Below are 22,701 nucleotides of genomic sequence, written 5' to 3'. Positions count from 1 at the left end.
GTAAGGGCAAGGCAAGGCGGAAGTCGAGCCTTGTATCAGGAGAGTGATGAACATCGACACGATCTCGAAACCGCATGAGCGACTGGCAGAGATTCTGGACGGCGAAATGGACGCCGTAAACCAGTTGATCCGTACGCGCATGGCCTCGGAGCACGCACCGCGCATCCCCGAAGTGACAGCGCATCTGGTTGAAGCAGGCGGCAAGCGTCTGCGCCCAATGCTGACGCTGGCGGCGGCCCGGATGTTTGACTACCCGGGAGATCATCACGTGCGCCTGGCCGCGACAGTCGAATTTATTCATACCGCGACCCTGTTGCACGACGATGTCGTTGATGAAAGCGCCCAGCGGCGTGGCCGTCCCACAGCGAACCTGTTGTGGGACAACAAATCCAGCGTTCTGGTCGGCGATTACCTGTTTTCCCGCAGTTTCCAGCTGATGGTTGAGACCGGATCGCTGCGGGTGCTGGACATTCTGGCCAATGCCTCTGCCACCATCGCCGAGGGCGAAGTGTTGCAGATGACCGCTGCCACCGATCTGGGCACTACCGAGGCAATCTATTTGCAGGTCGTGCGCGGTAAGACCGCCGCGCTGTTCTCCGCTGCAACCGAGGTAGGCGGCGTGATTGCTGGCGCGGCTGAGGATCAGGTCAAGGCGCTATACGAATACGGCGATGCGCTGGGAATTGCGTTCCAAATTGCCGATGACCTGTTGGATTATCAGGGTGACAGCAAGGCAACCGGCAAGAATGTCGGCGACGACTTCCGCGAGCGCAAACTGACCTTGCCGGTCATCAAAGCCATCGCACAGGCCACCCCGGAGGAGCACGCCTTTTGGGAGCGTACAATTGGTCGAGGCCGTCAGGAAGACGGCGATCTGGACCATGCGCTGTGCCTGATGAACAAATACGGCACGCTGGACGCCACACGGTCGGATGCGTTTGGGTGGGCCGCCAAAGCCAAATCTGCGCTGGATGCACTGCCGGATCACGAGATCCGGTCGCTGCTGCGCGATCTGGCCGACTACGTGGTTTCGCGCCTCAATTAAGCTGCGTGGCGCGGCACCACCAATCGGGGTGCGCCGCGCCAATCTCGTAGGCTGCGAAATGGGCGGCTTTCATCGTCGGGTAGAGCGCAAAACAGGTCGAACCCGAACCTGACATCCGAGCCAGCAGAACATCTTTCGTATCCGACAGATCATCCAGCACCCGGGCAACCTCGGGTGCGATGCCCTTTGTCGGTGGCTCCAAGTCATTGCGTTGTTCCTGCACCCAATCCGCGCATGCCTTGGGCGTTTCAAAGACGGGGATATCATCGGGCATTGGCGGGTTGTCGCGGTTCTGCAAGGCAGAGAATACGGCGCCAGTTGGGACTTCGACACCAGGATTGACCAAAAGCGCGGGCAATTGCGGCAATGAGACCGGCTGCAACCGCTCGCCGATGCCCCGCATCCGGGTGGCGCTGGCAACCATGCAAACCGGCACATCCGCACCAAGGGTCAGGGCAGTTTCGCTGGGGATAGCCACACCCTGATCTGCGATCATGCGCAGTGTCGCCGCGGCATCGGACGATCCTCCGCCAATGCCGCCACCATGGGGCAGCACTTTGTTTAGGTTGATATGCCCTGTCCATCCAGCGGCGACGGCAGCTTTCCAGACCAGATTTCTGTCGTCCGCCGGGACGCCCTTGGCGTGTTCACCGGCGACTGACATCGACAGCTCTGGCCCCGGCGTGAATTCCAGCGTGTCACCGACATTCGCAAAAGCCACTAGAGAATCCAACAGGTGATACCCGCCGTCACGGCGGCCAGTTACATGCAGGGTCAGGTTGATCTTGGCGGGCGCGAAGGCCTTAGTTGCCATTGGCGACTTTCAGGGGGTCGGCGCCTTCTTCGGCCAAGACCGCGTCCAAGCCCACCTCAATCTTGCGACGAATGCGCTCGGGGTCGGCCTCACCATCCGTGTCGTCGGGATCAACAAAGGACAGAGCACGCTTCCACTGAAATTCAGCTTCGCGCGCGCGGCCCACGGCCCAATAGACATCACCCAGATGATCATTCACCACAGGATCAACCGGCATCAGTTCGACCGCACGCTCCATATGAGCGACAGCTTCGTCGTAGCGGCCCAATCGGAACAAGACCCATCCCAGACTGTCGACAATATAGCCGCTGTCGGGGCGCGCCGCGACAGCGCGTTCGATCATGTTCAGTGCTTCATCCAGCTTTTCCTGCCGTTCGACCAGCGAGTAGCCCAAATAGTTGAGAACCTGTGGCTGATCGGGGTTCAGTTCCAACGCGCGACGGAAATCGGCCTCAGCCGCTTCCCAGTGCTTGAGACGCTCATGTGAAATACCGCGGGCGTAATATAGAAACCAGTTGCCGCTGACACCCTGCTCGGTCAGTTCGATAGCAGTGTCATAGGTCCCAACCGCATCAACATAGTTTTCTTGCCGCCTTTGCAGATCAGCCAGGGCCACATGCACACTGGGCAGGCTGGGGCTTTGCGCCGCGAGGTTCTGGAGAACTTCGGCTGCTGCATCCGTTTTTCCCGAACGGCTCAGAACTTCGGCCCGGCCCAACTCGGCCGCGTGGTAATCGCTGCTGGTCGACGGCACCATGCGATAGGCTTCGACAGCCAGGTCATATTGTTCCAGTGCATCCAGCAATTCGGCACTTAGAAGGATTGCGTCCACGTGGTCCGGGCGCAGGAACGCAGCAATTCGGGCATAGAGAAGTACATAGTCCTGGGACGCCTCGCTACTGAGCGCGGCACCTACAGAAAAGAACACTTCAGCCATACCGTCCTGCGCCGACTGTATGTGCGTAAACGGCAACGTTTCACCCGCCTTCAAACGCGCCACGTAACCTTCGATGGATGGGTCGCTACCCGCCGCGAAAACGTCTTTCAGATATTGCAGGGCGTCTTCGTTGCGGTCCAGCTGCGACAGAACTTCGGTCCGGGCCAAGGCCGAGCGGCGCGAGAACCGCGACACCGCTCCGTTGTTTGCCGCAAAAATCTCTTCGGCCCCTTCGAAGTCACCAATCGACGCCAGCGCCAACGCCTTGTGGTAAAGCGCGAATTCCAGAAGCCCCTCCTGGGTGCCGACCTCGTCGAACTTTTCCATCGCTTTGGTCATGGCACCCTGCGCCACATAGACCCAACCCAGAACCAAACCATCTACTAATGGCCCAACGCCTTGGGTTTCAGGATCACGAGCAAGCAGTTCATCCAGCTTTCCGTCGTCGATCAGGTTGGCCATGATGACCATCTTTGCCGCCTGACTTGGCAGTTCGAGCGCCTCAATTGACTGCGCTACCGGCAGCGCGCGCTCGATCTCACCCAATGCAAGACGCGCTACGACGACGTTTTCCAGAAGTTTGCCATTTTCAGGGTCGGCGCGCAGGGCCTGCGCATAATATTTCTCGGCGGAAATATAGTCGCTTTGATAAATCGCCTGACGTCCAGCCAGATACGACCCAGAGCCAGAATCCGACAGCGCCGGGAATGCAAATGACGAGGTTAACAGCGCGGCAAATGCCGCGCGACGAACGAGGGAAGCCACCAAAATCCTGCCTTGCTATCGTTGACTGGACAACAAGCTAGGGCTTTGACCGGAAAGAGGCAATGGCAGAGCCTTCACGACCCCGCCATTGCCCATGTTTTCGCTTACATGTTGGGATAGTTCGGTCCATCCCCGCCCTGCGGCGTGGTCCAGGTGATGTTCTGGCTGGGATCCTTGATGTCGCAGGTTTTGCAGTGGACGCAGTTCTGGAAGTTGATGACGAATCGTGCGCCATCTTCGTCCTCGACCATCTCGTACACGCCTGCAGGGCAATAACGCTGCGCCGGTTCATCGTACTTGGGCATGTTTACTTTGACCGGGATTTCCGGATCGGCCAGCTTCAGGTGGCAAGGCTGGCTTTCCTCATGGTTGGTCATCGCAAAGGACACGTTGGTCAGACGGTCAAAGGACAGCTTGCCATCGGGCTTTGGATAATCGATGGGCTTGTGCTTGCTGGCCTCTTCGGTCGATTCAGCATCGTTCTTGCCGTGACCCAGCGTGCCCAGTAGCGAAAAGCCCAGCGTGTTGGTCCACATGTCCATGCCGCCCAGCATCAGGCTGGCGGTCAGGCCGTATTTCGACCACAGCGGCTTGACGTTGCGCACCTTCTTCAGGTCTGCGCCGATTGCACCTTCGCGCACGTCGGTTTCATAGGCGGTCAGTTCATCACCTGAACGCTCGGCCTTGATGGCGTCAAACGCCGCTTCAGCCGCCGCTTTGCCCGACAACATCGCGTTGTGGTTGCCCTTAATGCGCGGCACGTTGACCATGCCTGCGGAACAGCCCAACAGAGCCACGCCCGGCGCAACCAGCTTGGGCATAGACTGATAACCACCCTCGGTGATCGCACGGGCACCGTAAGCAACGCGCTTGCCGCCTTTCAGCAGCTCGGCCACCATCGGGTGATGCTTGAAGCGCTGAAATTCCATGTACGGATACAGATGCGGGTTCTTGTAGTTCAGGTGAACCACGAAACCGACATAGACCTGATTGTTTTCAAGGTGGTAGATGAATGACCCTCCGCCCGCGTTGCTGCCCAGCGGCCAACCCATGGTGTGCGTGACCGAGCCTTCCTTGTGCTTGGCCGGGTCGATCTCCCAGATCTCTTTCATGCCCACGCCGTATTTCTGCACCTCTTTGCCAGCAGAGAGGTCATACTTGGCGATGACTTCCTTGGACAGCGAACCGCGCACACCTTCCGACAGGAAGACGTACTTGCCATGCAGTTCCATACCCGGCTCGGTCTGCGGCCCGTATGATCCATCAGGCTCTAGGCCGAAGACACCGGCGACGACGCCTTTGACTTCGCCATTGTCACCATAAACCAGTTCCGAACACGCCATGCCGGGGAAGATTTCCACGCCCAGCTCTTCCGCCTGTTCAGCCATCCAGCGGCAGACATTGCCCATCGAAACAATGTAGTTGCCGTGGTTGTTCATCAGCGGCGGCATTGGGAAGTTGGGAATGCGAATCTTGCCCGCCTCGCCCAGCATGTAGAAGTTGTCTTCATGCACCGGCACGTTCAGCGGCGCGCCTTTTTCTTTCCAGTCCGGGATCAGTGCGTCCAGCCCGCAAGGGTCTAGAACCGCGCCCGACAGGATATGCGCGCCCACTTCCGAGCCCTTTTCCAGAACCACGACGTTCAGGTCGGCATCCAGCTGTTTCAGACGGATGGCCGCCGACAGGCCCGCGGGGCCTGCGCCCACGATCACCACGTCGTATTCCATCGCTTCGCGTTCAATCTCGGCCATCGCGGGCTCCCTAGCTAACTTTCCGAATTGGCGCTTTCACTGCATGCTCTGCGCAATTTTGTTTCTCGGCTGATTACATGGTCGCAAACACCTTGGTCAATCAAAACACGGCGTAACTTTGCTGCAATGCGGCAGTTATGCCTCGGGTGAGTCTCCCATCAGGTACCTGGGACCGCTACCATGGGATTTTGCGCGGTCATCCGGGTTGTAGAGGGCGCATTTCGGCAGGCTGAGACACCCGCAGCCGATGCAGCCATCCAAATTGTCGCGCAAACGCGTCAGGGTATCGATTCGCTGGTCCAGATGGGCCCTCAGCCCTTTGCTGATGTCCTGCCAATCCTTCGGTGTTGGCGTGCGGTTTCCGGGCAGGCCAGACAGTACCTCGCGAATCTCGGGCAGAGTCAAACCGAACTGCTGTGCAATCATCACAAAACTCAGCCGTCTGATGTCTGCACGCTGATATCGCCGCTGCCCGCCCGCATTGCGCCAGGGTGATATCAGACCTTGCGCCTCATAGTACCGGATCGCCGAAACGGCCAAGCCTGTGCGCCGGGCCAACGCGCCAATTGCCAACCCTTCCGAAGCTGCCATCACATCCTCCTGAAAAATCTCTTGATCTAAAGTTAGGTTTAGGAATTATGGTGAGTCGGGACAAGCCTCAAAACACGAAGGAGATCCCATGATGGCGACACTTGAACACACCAATTTCACCGTTCGCGACCCGCAAGCTTCGGCTGCGTGGATGCACAAGGTATTTGGTTGGAAAACACGCTGGGAAGGCCCGGCAATTGCAGGCGGCTACACGGTCCACGTGGGCTCCAAGCACACCTATCTGGCGCTTTACGCGCCCAGCGATCCACAACCGTCCGGGGAAAGCAGCTATGACATCGTCGGCGGGCTGAACCATGTGGGTGTTCTGGTCGAAGACATCGACGCGATCGAGAAAAAGGTGATCGACGCCGGCTTCACGCCGAAGTCCCATGCTGATTACGAACCGGGTCGGCGGTTCTATTTCAATGACGACAATGACATCGAATTCGAAGTGATTAGCTACGATTAAGGTGTTCTGGGAAGCACCTGATAGAATCTTCATCGTCAATGCCCGGAGGGCGCGAAGCGCGGCAGGGTATTGGCGATTCAGGCTTTTCCCGATCACCATAGGCCGTAATCCGCGCGTTGCGCGACCAAGCCCCCTTGCAATTCACGCCTCATTTGGGTCAGGTATTCGACGACCCATCAATTCGCCCCGACGCTTGTCTCATGCGGCGGGGCGAAACAATTTATGCGTGGACGACAAGAACATGGAAAAGATTCCAATGACGCCTACGGGCAATGCCGCTCTCGCGGCGGAGCTGAAGAACCTCAAATCGGTCGAGCGCCCGGCGATCATCGAAGCTATTGCCACAGCGCGCGAGCTGGGCGACCTGAAGGAAAACGCCGAGTATCATTCGGCCCGCGAAAAGCAGGGCTTCATCGAAGGGCGCATCAAAGAGCTGGAAGGCATTCTGTCGCTGGCCGATGTGATCGACCCCGCCAAACTGAACGGCGCGATCAAATTTGGCGCAAAGGTCACCCTGGTGGATGAAGACACTGACGAGGAAAAGACCTGGCAGATTGTTGGCGAATACGAAGCCAACATTGAAAAAGGCCTGCTGAATATCAAATCCCCCATCGCGCGGGCATTGATCGGCAAGGAAGAAGGCGACAGTGTCGAAGTACGCACCCCCGGCGGTGTGCGGTCCTATGAAGTTCTAAGTATCGAGTATGCCTGACCGGAGCCTTGACCATGTCAGAGCCCAATCCCGAACAAGATCCCGAACGGCCAACCCCTTTGGGGATATATGACAAGCCTTCGCATCCTTCGGTAACCGAGATCGAGATCGTTGCCGTCGCGCTTAGCGTGGTTTGGCTGATCGTGTCGATTGTGTTTCTGGTGCTTCCCGACAAGGTCGATGGCGGCGGATTCGTCGTGACTCTGCTGGCTGTTTTCATGCCGGTGGCGATGATTTGGGTCGCCGCTATGGCTATGCGCGCCAGCCGCGTCATGCGCGAGGAAAGCGCCCGGCTGCAGACCGCAATAGATGCAATCCGTCAGGCTTACGTAATTCAGCAACAGCGCGCCGCCAGTTTGCAAGAACCCGGTGTCAGCAAAAAGCTGGACGAAATCGCCGAGACCGCCAAAAAAGCAGAAACCGCGCTGGCGACGTTTTCGTCGAAACGGACCGAGCCGGTTCGCGGCGAAGCATCAGTTGCCACAGGCGACCAGACATCTTTGGAATTGGGCACTCCGGCCGAAGATATCGCGCCGCCATTGACGACCGATACCTTCATTCGGGCGCTGAACTTTCCTGAAACACAGGATGACGCCGAAGGGTTCGATGCCCTCAGGCTGGCGCTACGGGATCGCAAGACCGCCCAACTGGTGCAGGCTTCGCAGGACGTGCTTACACTGCTGAGCCAGGAAGGCATCTATATGGACGATCTGCGCCCGGATATGGCGCGTCCCGAAATCTGGCGACAGTTCGCACAGGGCGCGCGCGGCCGCGCGGTTGCCGCGTTGGGCGGGATCAGGGACCGGTCTTCGCTGGCACTGACGGCAGCGCGGATGAAGCAGGACCCGATATTCCGGGACGCCGTGCATCATTTCCTACGCCGTTTTGATCACATGATCGTTGAATTTGAACCGGTTGCCAGCGACGCGGACCTGACTGCATTGGGCGACACACGAACCGCCCGCGCTTTCATGCTGCTTGGGCGCGTCGCGGGTACATTTGACTGATCACAACCCAAAGCTGCCATAAGGAATGAACCGCACCAGATCACCCGGCCTGATGTGACATGCGCCATCCTGAATCTCGACCAGCCCTTCGGCCCAGCTAAGGCCGCTGATACGACCCGATCCTTCCGATGCAAAAACCTCGACCTGACCGTCTCGGACACGGGCGCGCAAGTATTCGCGCCGCCCCGGTTTTTTTCGTTTTTCGAAACCAGCAGGCAAATTGAACGCCTGCGGTTCGGACCAGCCCTCGCCCGCCATCAGACCCAGTGCAGGTCGGGCAAAGATCAACGTACAGACTTTGGCTGCGACGGGATTACCCGGCAGGCCAAATACGGGCGTTTCGTTCCACATACCCAGCGCCAATGGGCGGCCGGGCTTTAGCGCAATGCGCCACTCCTGCATCGCACCGGCCTCTCGCAATAGGGCTGAGACATGATCTTCATCCCCGGCGGACGCGCCGCCGCTGGTCAGAATGACGTCGGCCTGTTCTGACGCCTTGTCCAGCCTGTCACGCAGATCTTCCCGGTCGTCGGACACGCGCCCCATATCCACCGGCTCATAGCCCAGTCGCGCGATCATCGACAACAGCATCGGACGGTTGGCGTCAAATATTTGGCCGGGTCCGGCAGAGTTTCCAGGCTCGACCAGCTCATCCCCGGTCGAGAGAACCGCAACGCGCAGCGTCTTGCGTACCGCGACCTCGGATATCCCGGTGGCCGACAAAAGGGCCATGTCAGCAGGGGTCAATCTGCGCCCGGTAGGCAGAACCAAATCGCCCTCGGCCACGTCTTCGCCAGCTTTGCGGGCATTGGCGCCCTGTTTCAGCGGGCCGTGAAAGGCGATGTGACCATCCTGAACGGTCACGTCTTCTTCCAGTATGACCGTATCCACACCGGTAGGCAGCGCTGCGCCGGTCAACACGCGCAGTGCCTTGCCGTGTGGCACCGCGCCATCAAACGGAATACCAGCCGCAGCGCGCCCATCCTGCAGCGGCATCACTTGGGGACCCACGGGGGCGGCCCCGGAAAACCCATAACCATCCACGGCCGTGTTTGGCTGCGGTGGGTTTGAACGTTTCGCAAAAACGTCTTCTGCCAGTATCCGCCCCACAGCCTGCCCGATCAAAGCCGTTTCGACCAAAGTCACCACCGTCAACCGAGATCGCAACAAGGCCAGCGCGTCGTCCACTGGTGTCCAGTTGACCCCGGCAGGCAAGGCAAAACAATCATTTCGCAGGGGCGGAGGCGTGATGTTTGGCGGCGTCATAATCCGACCTCTTTCAAGATGAAATCCGCGACTGCGGCGGTGTTGTCCAGATAAAACACCGGAACCTGTACCTGCAGGGGCGTATCGCTGGCGACAGCGCGGATCGTACTGTTTTCCGGGGCCATCAACGCATTGCCGGCCTCGGCACGAAACGCTTCGACCTTGGGGTGGCTTTCTCGTTTGAAACCTTCGATCAGTACGAGATCGACCGGAAGCAGCCGAGCCAGAAGATCAGCCAAAGGCGGCTCAGGTGCCCCGCGCAGTTCTTGCATCACGGCAATACGCTTGCCGGATGCCAATAGCACCTCGGACGCACCGGCTTCTCGATGGCGGAAACTGTCGGTTCCGGGCTGGTCGACATCGACGGCGTGATGCGCGTGTTTGACTGTCGAAACCGTGAAGCCGCGCCCGGTAATCTCGGCCACTAATCGCTCCATTAGGCCGGTTTTGCCCGCGTTTTTCCAGCCGGTGACGCCGAAGACCCTCATGCCTGCTCCAGCAGCTTTTGCGCCCGCGCCAGATCGTCGGGCGTGTTGACGTTGAAGAAAGGATCGAATGGGTCCGCCGGGAACAGGGCCTCACGCCCGTCATGTTTGTCGGTCCACAGCACAACCTTGCGCAACCCGTCATTCAAGGCATCCCGCAGATCATCGCGCAGGGCGACAGGCCAGAGCCCAAATGTCGGATGCCTGTTGACCCGCTTGCCGCCGCCGGACTTTAGCGCTTCATCCCCGGTGCGCGGCGTGGTGGCCAGCACCAGAGGATGTGTTTGCCCTTGGGCAGCGTCGGTCAGCCGCGCCACAAGATCGCGTGGAAAAAACGGCGTATCAGCAGCGGCTGTGACTATGCTGTCGGCCCCTTGTTCAGCTGCCCAATCGAGCCCCGCCAGCACACCCGCCAGAGGCCCGGCGAAACCTTCAATCGTATCGGGCAGAACCGGCAGGTTCAGATCGGCGAACCGCTCGGGGTCGCCATTGGCGTTCAGCGCCAGACCGTCGACCTGCGGGCCAAACCGGTCAATGACATGAGACAGCAGGCTTTGGCCCCCGATCTGCAACAGACCCTTGTCGCCGCCGCCCATACGGGTGGCGAGGCCGCCTGCGAGGATTACGCCCAAAGGGGTGTTCATTGCTGCACCTTGTTGCTTGCGTCCAAGTGATCAATAGATCGCAACTTTGTAGAGCGAACTCAATTCAATTGGAACGCGGTAGGATGCAGATGATGCAGGACAAACAGCCACAGGATCAAAGTCCCGACCGCCAGGAACGAGGTCGCCGACACGACGTGAGCGGCGAGCTGCGGCTCCTGATCATAATGTTTGGCCAGCAAAAAGATGCTCTTTGCCGTGGGCGCTGCTGCAGAGACCGTCGCCGCAATGATCCAAAGCGGATCCAGCCCGATCAAATGCCCCGCAAGCAGCACGACCCCCGGAACAACGAGAAGTTTTACTACCGTCAAGAACAGGATCATCGGTCCAGTCTGAACAATCGTGCGAACACTTGTGGTAAACCCGATCGCAAACAGCGCAACAGCTGCAAGCGCCTGGCTCATAAGCTCTAAATAATCCGAAACGGCGTCGGAAAACCCAATACCTGTGAAAGAGTAAAGAACGCCCAACAACGTTGCCGCGATTATCGGGTTTTTCAAAACATTCAGAAGGATCTTGTAAATGGGTGTCTTGGCGCTTGCCTTGTGACCGGCCGAGGTCTCTAGAATGGTGGTCATGATCAACAGCAGAATGGCGACCACCAGATTTGCCAATACGGCCGGCAGCGCCCCCTTTGATCCAAAAATCGCATGGAGGATGGGCAGCGCAACCAACGCTGTGTTCGAGGCAACGCCAGCAAAGGCCAAAACGGTTGCTGATCCGACCTGAAAACTCGTCAGCGCCTTCAAACCGATGAACAGGACGGCAAAAAGAGCCAGTATCGTACCGCCATACGACACGTAGAAACCGTAGTTTAGAAGGTTCTCAAACTCCTCCTGACCAATCAGGTAAAACATGATGGCGGGGATCAGGACGTAAACGGCAAACTGCACCAGAGCTTCTGACGTGTCTTCACCCAGAAGATTCGTCCAAGAAAACACGTACCCCGTCAAGATCACCGCGAAGACCGGTGCAATTAAACTGATTAATTCCATAGCTTCCCTACGTGGCAACCATCCAAAATTCCACTCTGAGTTGCTCCACCTTAGTGTACATCTTCTGGAACTTGCAGAGTTTTCTCAGAACGACTGGTTACCCAACGGATTTCAGGACTGGGAACTTTTCCTTTTGTGTTTCTTATCTTCGACCGCCACAGTCGCCGGATCCACATCACGCATCAGTCGGTCCTCACCTGAAAGACATACAAAGCGCTGCCCACGCATCCGACCGATCAGTGTCAGTCCGACTTCGCGGGCAATCTCTACGCCCCATGCGGTGAAGCCCGATCGCGACGCCAGAACCGGGATGCCCATCATCGCGGTCTTGATCACCATTTCCGAGGTCAGACGTCCGGTGGTGTAGAGGATTTTGTCTTCAGCCCCCTCACCTTCGGACAGCATCCAGCCGGCGATCTTGTCGACAGCGTTGTGGCGGCCCACGTCTTCCATATAAACCAACGGGCGGTTCTCGTGACACAGCACTGTACCGTGGATCGCCCCAGCCTCAAGATACAGCGACGGGGTACGGTTGATCTTGGCCGCCAGATCATAGAGCCACGACGTGCGGACCGAGACCTGCGGCAGGCGCACGTTCTCCAATCCTTCCATCATGTCACCGAACACCGTGCCGACCGCACAGCCGCTGGTGCGGGTCTTTTTCTTCAATTTGTCCTCATACGAGGTCTCGCGCGCGGTGCGTACCACCACGGTTTCCAGATCTTCATCGTAATCGACGCGCGTGATGTCGTCATCGACCAGCAGCATCCCCTGATTGCGCAGGAACCCCAGCGCCAGATACTCGGGGTAGTCACCGATCGTCATCGCCGTCACGATCTCTTGCGAATTCAGGAAAATCGTCAGCGGGCGTTCCTCGACCACCGAGATCTGGCTGACTTCACCATTCTGGTCCACGCCTTCAACGGCGCGAGTCAGGCGGGGCGCACCGGGATCTGGGGCGATGATGTAGTCTGACTGGTTCTGTTCCGTGGCCAATTGCAACCCTTTCCCAAGACCGCTACTGCTGCGGGGATCACCATAGGATTTAGCCATGGCAGACACCACATCCAAGTCATACTTCTGGAAGGGTTTTCGCGACGGGACCCCGTTCATTTTTGTGGCGATCCCGTTTGGCACCCTGTTCGGCGTCTTCGCGACCGAGGCCGGGTTGAATATCGTGCAAACCATGGCGTTCACGTCCACTGTCTTTGCGGGTGCCGCGCAGTTTGCCGCGCTGCAATTGCTGCAGGATCAGACGCCGACGGCCATTATTCTTGTTTCTGCCCTGGCGGTGAACCTGCGGATGGCGATGTATTCAGCGTCACTGACGCCCTATCTGGGGGCTGCGCCGATGTGGCAGCGGGCATGTGCAGCCTACCTGACCGTCGATCAATCTTACGCCTGTTCAATCGTGCAGTTTGAAAAAGAACCCAGGATGACGGTGCCCCAGCGCATGGCTTATTTCGTGGGCTCGGTCACCCCCATCACGCCGCTATGGATATTTGCGACCTATCTGGGCGCGGTTCTTGGCACGCGCATTCCCGAAAGCTGGGCGCTGGACTTTGCCTTGCCGATTACATTTCTGGCAATGATCGGGCCGATGATGCGCACCCTGCCCCATGTGGTGGCTGCGCTGGTGGCCATTGTCGTTTCTTTGATGACCGCTGGCATCCCATACAATCTGGGCCTGCTGATTGCCGGATGTGCCGGCATGATGGCCGGCGCTCAGGCCGAATTGTTCGCCGAACGCAAAAAGGCCACACAATGACCCCTGTTGATCCGGTCACGATCTGGTCCATCATCATTGGACTTGCCATTGGCAGTTATAGTTTGCGGTTTGTCTTTATCGGCCTCGTCGGGGATCGTCCGATGCCTCCCTGGCTGTTGCGCCACTTGCGCTATACCGCTGTCGCCATCCTGCCAGCCCTGATTGCACCGCTGGTTGTTTGGCCAACCGCAACTGAAGGGCAGCCCGACATTCCACGGATGGCGGCCGCCGCGGTTGCGCTAAGCGTTGGAGTGATCACAAAGAATGTGCTGGCAGCAATCTTCAGCGGCGCCGCAACACTGTACGGGTTGCTGTACTTATTGGGTTGAGACCGTTTCCAGTTGGTTCAGTGCCGCATTGTTGGCGGCCAGACCTTTTTGCAGGTCGGCATCGTCGTTCTCACGATACTCCGTTGTCACAACACCCGGAAGCTGACCGAATTGATCCGACAGCTTGACCGGAAAAAAGGTCACGTCGATCTGTTCGAACCCCGGAACCTGCTTCAGCAGCGACGCGGTGGAATTCGCACAATAGGCACCTGCGACCGGACCGGATTGCTTGGCCAGCTGCAATGCGATCTCAGCCTGTTGCGGGCTGACTTGAATCGTCTGGATACGCGCATAATGTGTCTCGCGCGCGTGCGAGCTGCGATAGGCGCGCTCGACATTCGGGGTGATACCGTACAGTACGTCGTCCTTGATCGGAACCACATCTGCGCGGAAAGACCCCGCAGGATCAAAGATCACCCGCTCGCTGCCGCTGATCATCAACGAAGTATGGGCACCAGACCCGGTGCGCGTGCTGATCATCGTATACAGCGTCAGGGTCGAAGGCCCCGGATCACGATAGGATCGGGCAACGACCTCGGCCCGGTCGGCTTGCGGGCGCTGCGATCCCGTGCAGCCAGCAACAGTTGCTGCCAGCAGGCAGGCAATCAAAATCCGGATCAAGGTCAACCCCGTATTGGATTATGCGGCGAAGACCGCCAGGAACAGGCAAAGGAGGGCGATGGCAACCACACACCATGTGGTGGCTTTGACGAACCCATCAAAGGTTTTGGTTTGAACAGTGATATCCATTTCGCCGTGCTTGTGTTCAGCCATGAGTCTCAGAATCCTAATTCGCGTGTTTGAAATGTTGGATAATGGAAAATCCGGGGCCTGTCACCACGTCATTCGCGCGCAGGGGCCAAAGGTGGGAACACCGAGCACCCCGGATACCCAAAACCCCAACGCCAGGGCAGGCCCGAACAGGGGCCGCCGCCAAATCGGACCGCCGCGTACATCGCCTCGGCCGTGACAGAATGAGCAGTACGGATTTGTTCGGCCGTCATGTCATAGCGCTCGGCATATTCCTCGGCATGGTCTGTTCCATGCTGTTTGACGCAAGCACGCAAGGTGTCGTCCGCGGACAAGCGCGCGTCATAGCTGTCTTCGGCCCGCAAAGCGCCGCCCGCATGATGATAGGCGCGATCATGGGTCACACAGCAGTATTCCCACGGTGGGTGCGCCTCATACAGTCCCCGAAAGCTGGGAAATGTATCCGCCACAAAACGCCAGCTGGCCGAAAGACCACCCGAACAGCCATCCGTTTCAAACGGAGTCAACTCTGCGTTGCTGCGCTCTGCCATCAGGGAGCGATGCGCGGGCAACTCAAAGCTGCGCATGACGTCTTGCGCGGAGGCTGGCGCGGCACTCAACAAAAGGATTGCTGCCAGTTTAAGGGCTTTCATCGCGCATCGCCTCAGTATCAAAGGACATGCCAAAGGTCGTCGCCAGCCATAGCAACAACCGCTCTGCCGGCCCCATTTCGGCGCGCACACGCAGAACTTCATTCGCCATCGCTGGTCGGTCCGTGATCAGCCCATCCACCCCCATCGACGCCATCGCCGACATTTGCAGCGGATCATTCACTGTCCAGACATAGATGTCCTTACCCGCCGCATGGACCGAATTGACCAAACCCGGCGTCGCCATCGCGGCGTTCACCGCAACAAAATCACCTTCGAGACCTGAGAGATTACCCACAGCAGTCGCGGCCAGAACTCCGGCGCGCCAGTCGGGGCGAATCTTCTTCATCTTTTGCACTGCCGGGTACTTCAGGGACATCGTCGCAATGTCGTCCTGCATGCCCATCTCTTCGACCAGAGCGACAACCCGATTCTCAAGGTCTACGTCGTGGCCGTAGTATTTCAGTTCGATAATGACCTTGGCCTTGCCCTTCGCGGCCTCCAGCACGTCACGCAGCGTCGGCGTCCGCTCATCTGCGTATTCAGGGCCAAACCAGCTGCCGATGTCGATCTGATCGATATCCTCCATCGTGGCATCCCACACCTTTAGGTTAACACCGGCCAGTTTCATGAAATCACTGTCATGGGCGACGATGACTACATCATCCGCTGTTTCCTGCACGTCGATCTCAACCCAGTCGGCCCCATCCTCAATCGCCTTGAGAACCGAGGCCATCGTGTTTTCAGGCTTCAGCGCGGCAGCGCCGCGATGACCGATAACCTCTGCACGGTCCGGTGCCTGCACCCTTTCCAGAAGGTTCTGCCCGAACCATATCCCAACAAGAACGGCAACGATGGCGGCCCCAACAGCCGTGACCATTGTTCTGCGCAGGTTGCGCGGCTTTGGAGGGGTTGGTTCTGATGTCTGGATATCAAAGAACCCATCGAGCAGCACTGCCAGTGCGCCCAGAGCCGTGGCTGCCAATACCAGTCCGGCCAGTGACCAGATACCGGCGACGGCGAGGCTGTAAATCAGGGCCAATCTCAGGTTGGCTGCGCCTTGCAGCGGCACCAGCGCGAACAAAAGCCCGGCCAACCAGGCGATCACGGCGGCGATGATAAGGCGCACAGCCAGCCAGATGGCCAGCTCTATCTTGAGGCGTCCGCGCTTACCTTCCATCCGACTGGCGCTGATGCCAAACGCATGTCCGGGGTGAACGCCCTCGAACAAAACCAAATGCAACGACAAAGCCCAGGCTGACAGGCGTCGGATAAGCACCCAGGCCATAGCCAGCGCAACCGCCCCGATCAACACCACAGCCACCCAGAATGAGGGCGGGTGGAATGTCAGATAATAGTTGATGTCATATTCAGTCAGCGTCCACCACGCGATCACGGCAGAAACGATCGCAAAGGGCAGAACCAACAGCAAAACCCGCACAACAAAGCGCACGGCAAACCCGAACAGGGATGGAAGCCGCGACAGGATCAGCCTGATCGAAGAACTGCCAGCGCGCCATGGGTCCGGCTCTGCCATCCGCAGCGACCCGGCCATGACCGAGAAGACAAACACCTCGGCCAGTAGAAACAGGCTGAGAACCACAACGGCCGCAATAAACCCGGCAGGTGAGAGGATGAATGCAGCGATCGCCTGATCAGTCAGCGCCGTCTGGTTGGATAGCGATACGGCAAGATTCACCGTGATCGCCACGCCGGGCGCAATCAGCGCAACCAACAGCAGGCGCACAACAAGATAGATAGGCACAAATACACGGCGGCAGGCCCACGATCCTTTGTAGGCACTTGTAACGGCAGAGAAAGTGGTCACGTGAGGCCCCCTTGAATGGTGGACTCATTCAAGGCTGCGCAGACGTGAATTGCAAGTCAGGTGATCAGCTTTCTTCCAGATCCGCCGCCAGACGGAACCCGATCCGGTTGGCTGGTTTATCCTCAACCGATTTGGGCAGGGCCCGCAGCATCACGTTCAACTGGCTGACATGTTGTACAAGCTGAGTGCGCGCGCCGGTCGCATCGGACCCGTAAAAGGTGATGATATCGGGATCGAAATACCCCATCCCCTCGATCCGCATGACGCCTGCGTCGCCGCCGGTGAATCCCATCGCGACCTCTTGGTCGCCGGTCAGCGTCTTTTCGAAATTCTGGATATAGAGAATCAGCCGCTCATAAGCCCACTGCGCGGGGCTTTTCGTTTCGACCGGCTTTTGCAACGGGCCGGGCAGGTCTTTTGCGCCTGACTTTGCTTCGGGGTCGGAATGCACTTCGTAGCAGCGCGGCAAAGCTGCGGCTTCGGCGGCCTCGGCCGAGGTTTCGATCTGATCCTGCATGGCTTTACCCTTTGCGCTGAAACTCCCACGCCCCGTCCGCGCGGCGCGTCCGGGTGACAGCTCCAATGTGGTAAAGATGGTTCAGATGTGCAACCGCTTCGACCAGCGCAAGCCCATACTCGCCACCGCTGATCTGCCGTTTGAACAAGGGCATGAAACATTCGGCAGCGGTCTTGGGCAGGTCCAAATACTTTTCCAAACGATCCAATGCACTGTGGTGGTTGTCGATCAGTTGCCTCATCCGGATGGGCAGCCCGGTGAATGGCAGCTTGTGCCCGCCCAGCGCCAGATGATCGGGTCGCGCCAGCCCCTGAAGCCGTTCGCAGGCCTCAAGCCATTCCGCAACCGGATCCGCCAAAGGTTCGGTGACATAGACACCCAGATTGGGACTGATCGAACTGAGGATCTGATCGCCGGTGATCACCAGATTGTCGTTTCGGCTCCAGAACGTGGCGTGTTCGGGGGCATGGCCGTTGCCCATGTGGACATCCCAGTCGCGCCCACCCATGCGGATCACGCTACCTTGCTTGATCCGGGTGAACCCCAACGGCATCGGATAGACAGTGTCGCAATAGTTGAAGGGGCGCTCGGCCATCCGCTTGGCCAGAATGTCGGGTGCCATTCCTGCACTGCGGTAGTAGTCCTGCGTTTCCTGCGGCCAGCTTTCCTGAACGTCCAGCTGCAGCATCCGCGAAAACAGCCAGGCGGTGCGCGACGCCACCAGTTCCACACCATGCTCAGATTGAAACCAACCCGCATTGCCCACGTGATCGGGGTGATGGTGGGTCACGACCACCCGCTTGATGGGCTTGCCCGCCAACGGGCCTGCCATAAGCTTTTCCCAGATGCGTCGTGTTTTTTTCGACGACATTCCTGTGTCGATCACTGTCCAGCCGTCACCATCGTCCAGCGCATAAATGTTAACGTGATCCAGCGCCATGGGCAGCGGCAAACGCATCCACAGGACACCTTCGGCGATCTCGGTCGCCTCGCCTTCGGCCGGAGGCTCAGACCAGGGATATCTGATCGCCAAAGGGGTATCACCGTCCATCAGACTACAAGCTCTTCAGCACTTAGACCGAACACATCGTCTGCGCCGGTCTGAGCCTGTACCAACAGCCCAGCGTATTCAGGCAACAGTGCATTGATATAATACCGGGCCAGTTTTAAGCGTGGGCCATTTGGTTCAGCCAAAGCAGATTTCAGGTGGTAATGCGCACCCAGTACACGGGCGAAGGCGTGCAGGTACGGCACCGCACCGGCAAATCTGTTGTTCATATCGGACTGCGCGACCATCCACTCGGTCGTTTCGCGCAGGCTTTCGGTGGCTTCCCAGACGGGGCCAGCCAGTTCGGGCATGGTCGCCCGGGCCTGTTCTGCATGATCTTCGATCTCATCCAGCAGGCGCGCGGCCGCCTCTCCGCCATCCATCATCTTGCGCGCCACCAAATCCATCGCCTGAATACCGTTGGTGCCCTCGTAGATCGCGGTCACGCGGACGTCGCGATAATACTGAGCCGCACCGGATTCCTCGATGAAGCCCATACCGCCATGGACCTGAACACCGGTCTCAGATACGCGCATTCCCGTCTCGGTGCCAAAAACCTTGCCAATCGGCGTCAAAAGAGCGGCACGTGACATCCAATCGGCGTCGCCCGTTGCGTTGGCCATATCGATGGCTGCGGCGTTGGCCAGCATAATCGCACGCGCAGCGAAAGTGTCAGCACGCATGCTCATCAACATCCGACGCACATCCGCGTGGTCGATAATGGTGCCCGAGGGGGTTTTGCCCTGTTTCCGCTCCAACGCATAGGCCAGCGCGTGCTGATAGGCACCTTCGGCTGCACCCACACCCTGACCACCGACGCCCAGACGCGCGTTGTTCATCATGGTGAACATCGCGGCCATGCCGCCATGTTCCTTGCCTACAAGCCAGCCTTTGGCACCGTCAAACTGCATCACGCAGGTTGGTGAGCCGTGCAGGCCCATCTTGTGCTCGACCGATACGACCTTCAGGTCATTGGCCACACCGGGATTGCCGTTCTCATCTGGCAGCAGTTTGGGCACCAGGAACAGCGAAATACCCTTGGTTCCGGGAACGCCATCGGGCAGGCGCGCAAGTACCAAATGGCAGACATTCTTAGCAAAATCGTTGTCACCCCATGAGATAAAGATCTTCTGCCCCGTGATGGCATATGTGCCGTCACCATTCGAGATCGCTTTTGATGTCAACGCCCCCACATCTGACCCAGCCTGCGGCTCGGTCAGGTTCATCGTCCCCGACCATTCACCCGCCATCATCTTAGGCAGATAGAGCGCCTTGAGCTCATCGCTGGCGTGATGTTCCAGAGCTTCGATCTGGCCCTGTGTCATCAGCGGCGCAAGTTGCAGCGAAAGGCAGGCGGCAGACATCATTTCATTCACGGCGGTGGTCAACGTCATCGGCAGACCCATGCCGCCATAATCCGGATCACCACTCATTCCGACCCAGCCGCCTTCGGCTATGGCTTTCCAGCAATCAGCATACCCGGTCGAGGTACGCAGCACGCCGTTTTCCAAGCGCGCGGGCTCAAGATCACCGGGGCGTTGCAGAGGGGCCATCACCTCTTCGCACAGTTTTCCGGCTTCGGTCAGAATGGCACTGACCACATCGTCGCTGGCTTCCGAGAATTTCTCGGTAGCAGCGATCTTGTCAAAATTGACCGCGTGGCGGAACAAGAATTCATAATCAGAGATTGGGGCGCGATATGGCATGTCTTCCCTCTGGGCTGTCTGATTGCGTTTACGCTGACGGGCTTGGAATTTCCACCGCCCACCTTTATGCATCTGGGTTCCACCGATTAGGTATCGGTCTAAATGCTATACGCAATCAAAACGCGGCGTCACCACCAATGATCCCCAACGGCACTCTGACATTAAACGCCGATCCTGCCGGAATCGCGCAGGCGGCAGACTTGCTGCGCCAGGGTCTTCTGGTGGCTTTCCCGACCGAGACGGTCTACGGCCTGGGCGGCGATGCCCGTAACGGAGAAGCAGTGGCAAGCATCTATGCCGCCAAGGGACGACCCAGTTTTAACCCGCTGATTGCGCATGTAGCTTCGGCCGAAGCTGCACGGCGTTTCGTGACATGGTCCGATAATGCCGAGGCTTTGGCGGCCGCGTTCTGGCCCGGGCCGCTGACTTTGGTGTTGCCGCTGCGGCCGGATCACGGGATATCCTCGCTGGTAACTGCCGGGCTAGACACGCTCGCGGTGCGGGTTCCAGCCCATCCTACGGCGCGCGCGTTGCTGTCCGAGTTTGACGGCCCGGTCGCCGCGCCTTCTGCCAACCCATCCGGACAAATCAGCCCAACAACCGCCGCGCACGTCCTGTCCGGGTTGAATGGGCGCATTGCCGCGGTGCTGGATGACGGCCCATGCGGGGTCGGGTTGGAAAGCACCATTGTGGGTCTAGCGGGCGAGCCTGCCCTTTTGCGCCCCGGCGGTGTTGCGCTGGAACAGATCGAGGTGGTTCTGAAGACTCAGTTGCACCACCACCAACCGGGTGATGCGCTGAACGCGCCCGGTCAGTTGCAATCGCATTATGCGCCGGATGCGCCCGTCCGTCTGAACGCCGGCACCGCCCAAGGCGACGAAGTTCTGCTGGGGTTTGGCGCGGTAGACTGCGATCTGAACCTGTCAGCGAAAGGTGATCTTGCCGAGGCCGCTGCCAACCTGTTCGCCGCGCTGCACAGCCTGAACGACACCGGCAGACCAATTGCTGTGACGCCCATTCCGATACATGGTTTGGGTGCGGCCATTAACGACCGTCTGCGCCGCGCTGCGGCCCCGCGTAACGGCTGATCAGGCGCGCCCGGACTCGGCTGACAGGATCAAGGGGTCAACGCCCAAAGTCGCAAGCGCACCTCCCCATTTTTCATCGTCGGCTACATCGAAGACCAGCTTGGACGACGCCTCGGTCGTGAGCCAGCCGTTCATCGCAATCTCATCCTCAAGCTGACCGGGCCCCCAGCCTGAATAGCCTAGCACCAAAGTGGAGTTCAAAGGCCCGCGCCCCGAGGCAAGATCCTCGAGGATATCCAGCGTTGCGGTCATGCTGAACTCATCCGTGATGTGCATGGAATGCAAGTTCGCCTCGTAATCCGAGCTATGCAGGACAAAACCACGCGACATCTCAACCGGGCCGCCGAAATGGACCAAACGTTCACCCACGACCGGAATCCGGCAAGGGATGTTGAGCTGACTCAACAGAGTTTTCAGCCGCAAGTCCGAAGGTTTGTTGATAATCAACCCCATAGCACCATCTTCACCATGGCTGCACAGATACACCACTGAATGGTCAAAACGCGGATCGCCCATGCCGGGCATCGCAATCAACAGTTTTCCGGTAAGATCCATGGGCCGACATCTCTTAGCAGGTCTGTTTCAACAATGACCTTTGGTCACCCGGAATGGCAAGGGATCAGAGCACATTTCCGCAGATTTCATCCCAGTGACCGGAACGTGACTTGGAATCTGCGCCGCAACCGCGCATTTATGAACCATGAGCGTTAAAAAGATATTTCCGGCGATCGCCCTTACCATCGGCGTGGCCTTACCTGCGACAGCGCAGGTAAAAGGCCCTGTTGCTGAGTTGGACATTCTGGACGGCGGACGCACAGCGAAGGGTACATATTTGAGCGCCGTGCGCGTGACGCTGAAAGACGGTTGGAAAACCTATTGGCGTGCGCCGGGGGATGCCGGGATCCCGCCGGAGTTCAACTGGAACCGCTCGGACAATGTTGGCGAAGTGTCGATTACGTGGCCCGCACCGGATGTCTTTGACCAGAACGGGCTGCAATCGATTGGCTATGAAAACCAACTGGTTCTGCCGGTCGAGATCACGCCGAAAAACCCGGCGCGGCCCGTACGGCTGCAAGGAACAATGGATCTCGGCGTCTGCAAGGATGTCTGTATCCCCGAACAACTGGAATTCGACCATACTCTGGACGCAGAAGCCGGGCGCAACCCGACCATCGCCGCAGCGCTTGCCCAGAGACCCTTTTCTGAACGAGAAGCCAACGTGGCCCAGGCAAGCTGTCACCTGTCGCCAACAGCCGACGGGATGCAGATCGAGGCACGGGTGACAATGCCTTCTGCCGGCGGGCGCGAGGTTGCGGTGATTGAGCCGGGGAACCCTGCGTTGTGGGCATCGCAGACCGAGACGACGCGGACCGGGAATACTCTGATCGCAACCTCTGAGGTGATCAACGCAACAGGCGGGCCATTTGCGCTGGATCGGTCGGAAATTCGGATCACCGTGTTGGGTGCAAATCACGCGGTCGACATTCGGGGATGCAGCGCAGGCTGAGCCCGGTGATT

25 protein-coding genes are annotated in these 22,701 nt (G+C 58.7%); 8 read left to right on the top strand and 17 right to left on the bottom strand.

From position 1 onward, the window contains the following. Positions 1-46 precede the first annotated feature (46 nt). The gene (locus tag AC2FFH_RS12830) at positions 47-1,045 is read left to right on the top strand and encodes a polyprenyl synthetase family protein (RefSeq protein ID WP_496844537.1); all 999 of its coding nucleotides are present in this window, start codon (positions 47-49) and stop codon (positions 1,043-1,045) included. On the opposite strand, the gene AC2FFH_RS12825 is transcribed toward AC2FFH_RS12830, so the two are convergent. The 4 genes from AC2FFH_RS12825 to soxR form a co-directional block, all read right to left on the bottom strand. After that, positions 1,038-1,859 carry a 4-(cytidine 5'-diphospho)-2-C-methyl-D-erythritol kinase gene (locus AC2FFH_RS12825; RefSeq protein ID WP_496738886.1) on the bottom strand — a complete coding sequence of 274 codons (822 nt, stop codon included), beginning with the start codon at positions 1,857-1,859 and terminating at the stop codon, positions 1,038-1,040. The two genes, AC2FFH_RS12830 and AC2FFH_RS12825, sit on opposite strands and share 8 nt — an antisense overlap. Continuing rightward, a complete protein-coding gene (locus tag AC2FFH_RS12820; RefSeq protein WP_496844535.1) occupies positions 1,849-3,561 on the bottom strand; it encodes a tetratricopeptide repeat protein in 1,713 nt (570 codons plus the stop codon). The genes AC2FFH_RS12825 and AC2FFH_RS12820 overlap by 11 nt, the downstream gene beginning before the upstream one ends. Positions 3,562-3,665: 104 nt before the next feature. Further along, complete coding sequence (locus AC2FFH_RS12815; protein ID WP_282152499.1) at positions 3,666-5,312, bottom strand: electron transfer flavoprotein-ubiquinone oxidoreductase; 1,647 nt, start codon at positions 5,310-5,312, stop codon at positions 3,666-3,668. A 135-nt stretch (positions 5,313-5,447) separates the two neighbouring features. Further along, positions 5,448-5,903: a redox-sensitive transcriptional activator SoxR gene (soxR, locus tag AC2FFH_RS12810; RefSeq protein WP_496767593.1), complete on the bottom strand. Its 456-nt coding sequence runs from the start codon at positions 5,901-5,903 to the stop codon at positions 5,448-5,450. Between the two features lie 88 nt (positions 5,904-5,991). On the opposite strand from soxR, the gene AC2FFH_RS12805 reads away from it, so the two are divergent. The 3 genes from AC2FFH_RS12805 (at position 5,992) to AC2FFH_RS12795 (ending at position 8,091) form a co-directional block, all read left to right on the top strand. Then, positions 5,992-6,372 carry a VOC family protein gene (locus tag AC2FFH_RS12805; protein ID WP_282152501.1) on the top strand — a complete coding sequence of 127 codons (381 nt, stop codon included), beginning with the start codon at positions 5,992-5,994 and terminating at the stop codon, positions 6,370-6,372. Between the two features lie 241 nt (positions 6,373-6,613). Continuing rightward, positions 6,614-7,084 carry a transcription elongation factor GreA gene (gene greA, locus AC2FFH_RS12800; RefSeq protein WP_496767595.1) on the top strand — a complete coding sequence of 157 codons (471 nt, stop codon included), beginning with the start codon at positions 6,614-6,616 and terminating at the stop codon, positions 7,082-7,084. Between the two features lie 14 nt (positions 7,085-7,098). Next, positions 7,099-8,091 (top strand): hypothetical protein, encoded by a 993-nt coding sequence (locus AC2FFH_RS12795; protein WP_058273571.1) that lies wholly within the window; start codon positions 7,099-7,101, stop codon positions 8,089-8,091. Here AC2FFH_RS12795 and AC2FFH_RS12790 read toward each other — a convergent pair whose 3' ends face one another. From AC2FFH_RS12790 to AC2FFH_RS12770, 5 genes are all read right to left on the bottom strand, one after another. Further along, a complete protein-coding gene (locus AC2FFH_RS12790) occupies positions 8,092-9,357 on the bottom strand; it encodes a molybdopterin-binding protein (protein WP_496767599.1) in 1,266 nt (421 codons plus the stop codon). Continuing rightward, positions 9,354-9,845, bottom strand: a complete 492-nt coding sequence (mobB, locus tag AC2FFH_RS12785; protein ID WP_496844534.1) for a molybdopterin-guanine dinucleotide biosynthesis protein B — start codon at positions 9,843-9,845, stop codon at positions 9,354-9,356. The genes AC2FFH_RS12790 and mobB overlap by 4 nt, the downstream gene beginning before the upstream one ends. After that, entirely contained in the window at positions 9,842-10,486 is a 645-nt protein-coding gene (gene mobA, locus AC2FFH_RS12780; protein WP_496725796.1) for a molybdenum cofactor guanylyltransferase MobA, read from the bottom strand. The genes mobB and mobA overlap by 4 nt, the downstream gene beginning before the upstream one ends. Positions 10,487-10,545: 59 nt before the next feature. Next, positions 10,546-11,499: an AEC family transporter gene (locus tag AC2FFH_RS12775; RefSeq protein ID WP_496844533.1), complete on the bottom strand. Its 954-nt coding sequence runs from the start codon at positions 11,497-11,499 to the stop codon at positions 10,546-10,548. 111 nt (positions 11,500-11,610) lie between these two features. Then, positions 11,611-12,552, bottom strand: a complete 942-nt coding sequence (locus AC2FFH_RS12770; protein ID WP_496767605.1) for a formate dehydrogenase accessory sulfurtransferase FdhD — start codon at positions 12,550-12,552, stop codon at positions 11,611-11,613. On the opposite strand from AC2FFH_RS12770, the gene AC2FFH_RS12765 reads away from it, so the two are divergent. Then, positions 12,551-13,267, top strand: coding sequence for an AzlC family ABC transporter permease (locus tag AC2FFH_RS12765; protein ID WP_496767607.1), 717 nt, complete (start codon positions 12,551-12,553; stop codon positions 13,265-13,267). The genes AC2FFH_RS12770 and AC2FFH_RS12765 overlap by 2 nt on opposite strands. Further along, positions 13,264-13,596: an AzlD domain-containing protein gene (locus AC2FFH_RS12760; protein ID WP_058273577.1), complete on the top strand. Its 333-nt coding sequence runs from the start codon at positions 13,264-13,266 to the stop codon at positions 13,594-13,596. The genes AC2FFH_RS12765 and AC2FFH_RS12760 overlap by 4 nt, the downstream gene beginning before the upstream one ends. Here AC2FFH_RS12760 and AC2FFH_RS12755 read toward each other — a convergent pair. From AC2FFH_RS12755 to AC2FFH_RS12725, 7 genes are all read right to left on the bottom strand, one after another. Continuing rightward, positions 13,585-14,217, bottom strand: coding sequence for a hypothetical protein (locus tag AC2FFH_RS12755; protein WP_472722817.1), 633 nt, complete (start codon positions 14,215-14,217; stop codon positions 13,585-13,587). The two genes, AC2FFH_RS12760 and AC2FFH_RS12755, sit on opposite strands and share 12 nt — an antisense overlap. A gap of 18 nt (positions 14,218-14,235) precedes the next feature. After that, positions 14,236-14,370 (bottom strand): aa3-type cytochrome c oxidase subunit IV, encoded by a 135-nt coding sequence (locus AC2FFH_RS12750; RefSeq protein ID WP_058273578.1) that lies wholly within the window; start codon positions 14,368-14,370, stop codon positions 14,236-14,238. 68 nt (positions 14,371-14,438) lie between these two features. Next, positions 14,439-14,999 carry a hypothetical protein gene (locus AC2FFH_RS12745; protein WP_496767609.1) on the bottom strand — a complete coding sequence of 187 codons (561 nt, stop codon included), beginning with the start codon at positions 14,997-14,999 and terminating at the stop codon, positions 14,439-14,441. Next, complete coding sequence (locus AC2FFH_RS12740; RefSeq protein WP_496844532.1) at positions 14,986-16,824, bottom strand: glycerophosphodiester phosphodiesterase; 1,839 nt, start codon at positions 16,822-16,824, stop codon at positions 14,986-14,988. Before AC2FFH_RS12740 ends, AC2FFH_RS12745 begins: the two co-directional genes overlap by 14 nt. A gap of 64 nt (positions 16,825-16,888) precedes the next feature. Further along, entirely contained in the window at positions 16,889-17,341 is a 453-nt protein-coding gene (locus tag AC2FFH_RS12735) for a DUF6173 family protein (protein ID WP_058273581.1), read from the bottom strand. Between the two features lie 4 nt (positions 17,342-17,345). Further along, positions 17,346-18,392 (bottom strand): MBL fold metallo-hydrolase, encoded by a 1,047-nt coding sequence (locus tag AC2FFH_RS12730; RefSeq protein ID WP_496844531.1) that lies wholly within the window; start codon positions 18,390-18,392, stop codon positions 17,346-17,348. Continuing rightward, positions 18,392-20,095 (bottom strand): acyl-CoA dehydrogenase family protein, encoded by a 1,704-nt coding sequence (locus AC2FFH_RS12725; RefSeq protein ID WP_496767617.1) that lies wholly within the window; start codon positions 20,093-20,095, stop codon positions 18,392-18,394. Before AC2FFH_RS12725 ends, AC2FFH_RS12730 begins: the two co-directional genes overlap by 1 nt. Positions 20,096-20,232: 137 nt before the next feature. Here AC2FFH_RS12725 and AC2FFH_RS12720 point away from each other — a divergent pair, with 137 nt between their 5' ends. Continuing rightward, positions 20,233-21,183: an L-threonylcarbamoyladenylate synthase gene (locus tag AC2FFH_RS12720; RefSeq protein ID WP_496767619.1), complete on the top strand. Its 951-nt coding sequence runs from the start codon at positions 20,233-20,235 to the stop codon at positions 21,181-21,183. Here AC2FFH_RS12720 and AC2FFH_RS12715 read toward each other — a convergent pair whose 3' ends face one another. After that, entirely contained in the window at positions 21,184-21,738 is a 555-nt protein-coding gene (locus tag AC2FFH_RS12715) for a YqgE/AlgH family protein (protein WP_109312945.1), read from the bottom strand. 145 nt (positions 21,739-21,883) lie between these two features. On the opposite strand from AC2FFH_RS12715, the gene AC2FFH_RS12710 reads away from it, so the two are divergent. Beyond that, positions 21,884-22,690, top strand: coding sequence for a protein-disulfide reductase DsbD domain-containing protein (locus tag AC2FFH_RS12710; RefSeq protein WP_496767621.1), 807 nt, complete (start codon positions 21,884-21,886; stop codon positions 22,688-22,690). The last annotated feature ends 11 nt before the right edge of the window (positions 22,691-22,701 follow it).

The organism is Ruegeria sp. YTSC003 (assembly GCF_059609785.1).
The sequence above is the reverse complement of the archived record's forward strand: the minus strand, read 5'-3'. Positions and strand labels throughout refer to the sequence as shown.

Excerpts from the sequence above, each read along its gene's own strand:
- AC2FFH_RS12830 (WP_496844537.1), top strand. The coding sequence starts at position 47 with ATGAACATCGACACGATCTCGAAACCGCATGAGCGACTGGCAGAGATT.
- AC2FFH_RS12825 (WP_496738886.1), bottom strand. The coding sequence starts at position 1,859 with ATGGCAACTAAGGCCTTCGCGCCCGCCAAGATCAACCTGACCCTGCAT.
- AC2FFH_RS12815 (WP_282152499.1), bottom strand. The coding sequence starts at position 5,312 with ATGGCCGAGATTGAACGCGAAGCGATGGAATACGACGTGGTGATCGTG.
- soxR (WP_496767593.1), bottom strand. The coding sequence starts at position 5,903 with ATGGCAGCTTCGGAAGGGTTGGCAATTGGCGCGTTGGCCCGGCGCACA.
- AC2FFH_RS12805 (WP_282152501.1), top strand. The coding sequence starts at position 5,992 with ATGATGGCGACACTTGAACACACCAATTTCACCGTTCGCGACCCGCAA.
- greA (WP_496767595.1), top strand. The coding sequence starts at position 6,614 with ATGGAAAAGATTCCAATGACGCCTACGGGCAATGCCGCTCTCGCGGCG.
- AC2FFH_RS12795 (WP_058273571.1), top strand. The coding sequence starts at position 7,099 with ATGTCAGAGCCCAATCCCGAACAAGATCCCGAACGGCCAACCCCTTTG.
- AC2FFH_RS12790 (WP_496767599.1), bottom strand. The coding sequence starts at position 9,357 with ATGACGCCGCCAAACATCACGCCTCCGCCCCTGCGAAATGATTGTTTT.
- mobB (WP_496844534.1), bottom strand. The coding sequence starts at position 9,845 with ATGAGGGTCTTCGGCGTCACCGGCTGGAAAAACGCGGGCAAAACCGGC.
- mobA (WP_496725796.1), bottom strand. The coding sequence starts at position 10,486 with ATGAACACCCCTTTGGGCGTAATCCTCGCAGGCGGCCTCGCCACCCGT.
- AC2FFH_RS12775 (WP_496844533.1), bottom strand. The coding sequence starts at position 11,499 with ATGGAATTAATCAGTTTAATTGCACCGGTCTTCGCGGTGATCTTGACG.
- AC2FFH_RS12765 (WP_496767607.1), top strand. The coding sequence starts at position 12,551 with ATGGCAGACACCACATCCAAGTCATACTTCTGGAAGGGTTTTCGCGAC.
- AC2FFH_RS12770 (WP_496767605.1), bottom strand. The coding sequence starts at position 12,552 with ATGGCTAAATCCTATGGTGATCCCCGCAGCAGTAGCGGTCTTGGGAAA.
- AC2FFH_RS12760 (WP_058273577.1), top strand. The coding sequence starts at position 13,264 with ATGACCCCTGTTGATCCGGTCACGATCTGGTCCATCATCATTGGACTT.
- AC2FFH_RS12750 (WP_058273578.1), bottom strand. The coding sequence starts at position 14,370 with ATGGCTGAACACAAGCACGGCGAAATGGATATCACTGTTCAAACCAAA.
- AC2FFH_RS12745 (WP_496767609.1), bottom strand. The coding sequence starts at position 14,999 with ATGAAAGCCCTTAAACTGGCAGCAATCCTTTTGTTGAGTGCCGCGCCA.
- AC2FFH_RS12735 (WP_058273581.1), bottom strand. The coding sequence starts at position 17,341 with ATGCAGGATCAGATCGAAACCTCGGCCGAGGCCGCCGAAGCCGCAGCT.
- AC2FFH_RS12730 (WP_496844531.1), bottom strand. The coding sequence starts at position 18,392 with ATGGACGGTGATACCCCTTTGGCGATCAGATATCCCTGGTCTGAGCCT.
- AC2FFH_RS12725 (WP_496767617.1), bottom strand. The coding sequence starts at position 20,095 with ATGCCATATCGCGCCCCAATCTCTGATTATGAATTCTTGTTCCGCCAC.
- AC2FFH_RS12720 (WP_496767619.1), top strand. The coding sequence starts at position 20,233 with ATGATCCCCAACGGCACTCTGACATTAAACGCCGATCCTGCCGGAATC.
- AC2FFH_RS12715 (WP_109312945.1), bottom strand. The coding sequence starts at position 21,738 with ATGGATCTTACCGGAAAACTGTTGATTGCGATGCCCGGCATGGGCGAT.
- AC2FFH_RS12710 (WP_496767621.1), top strand. The coding sequence starts at position 21,884 with ATGAGCGTTAAAAAGATATTTCCGGCGATCGCCCTTACCATCGGCGTG.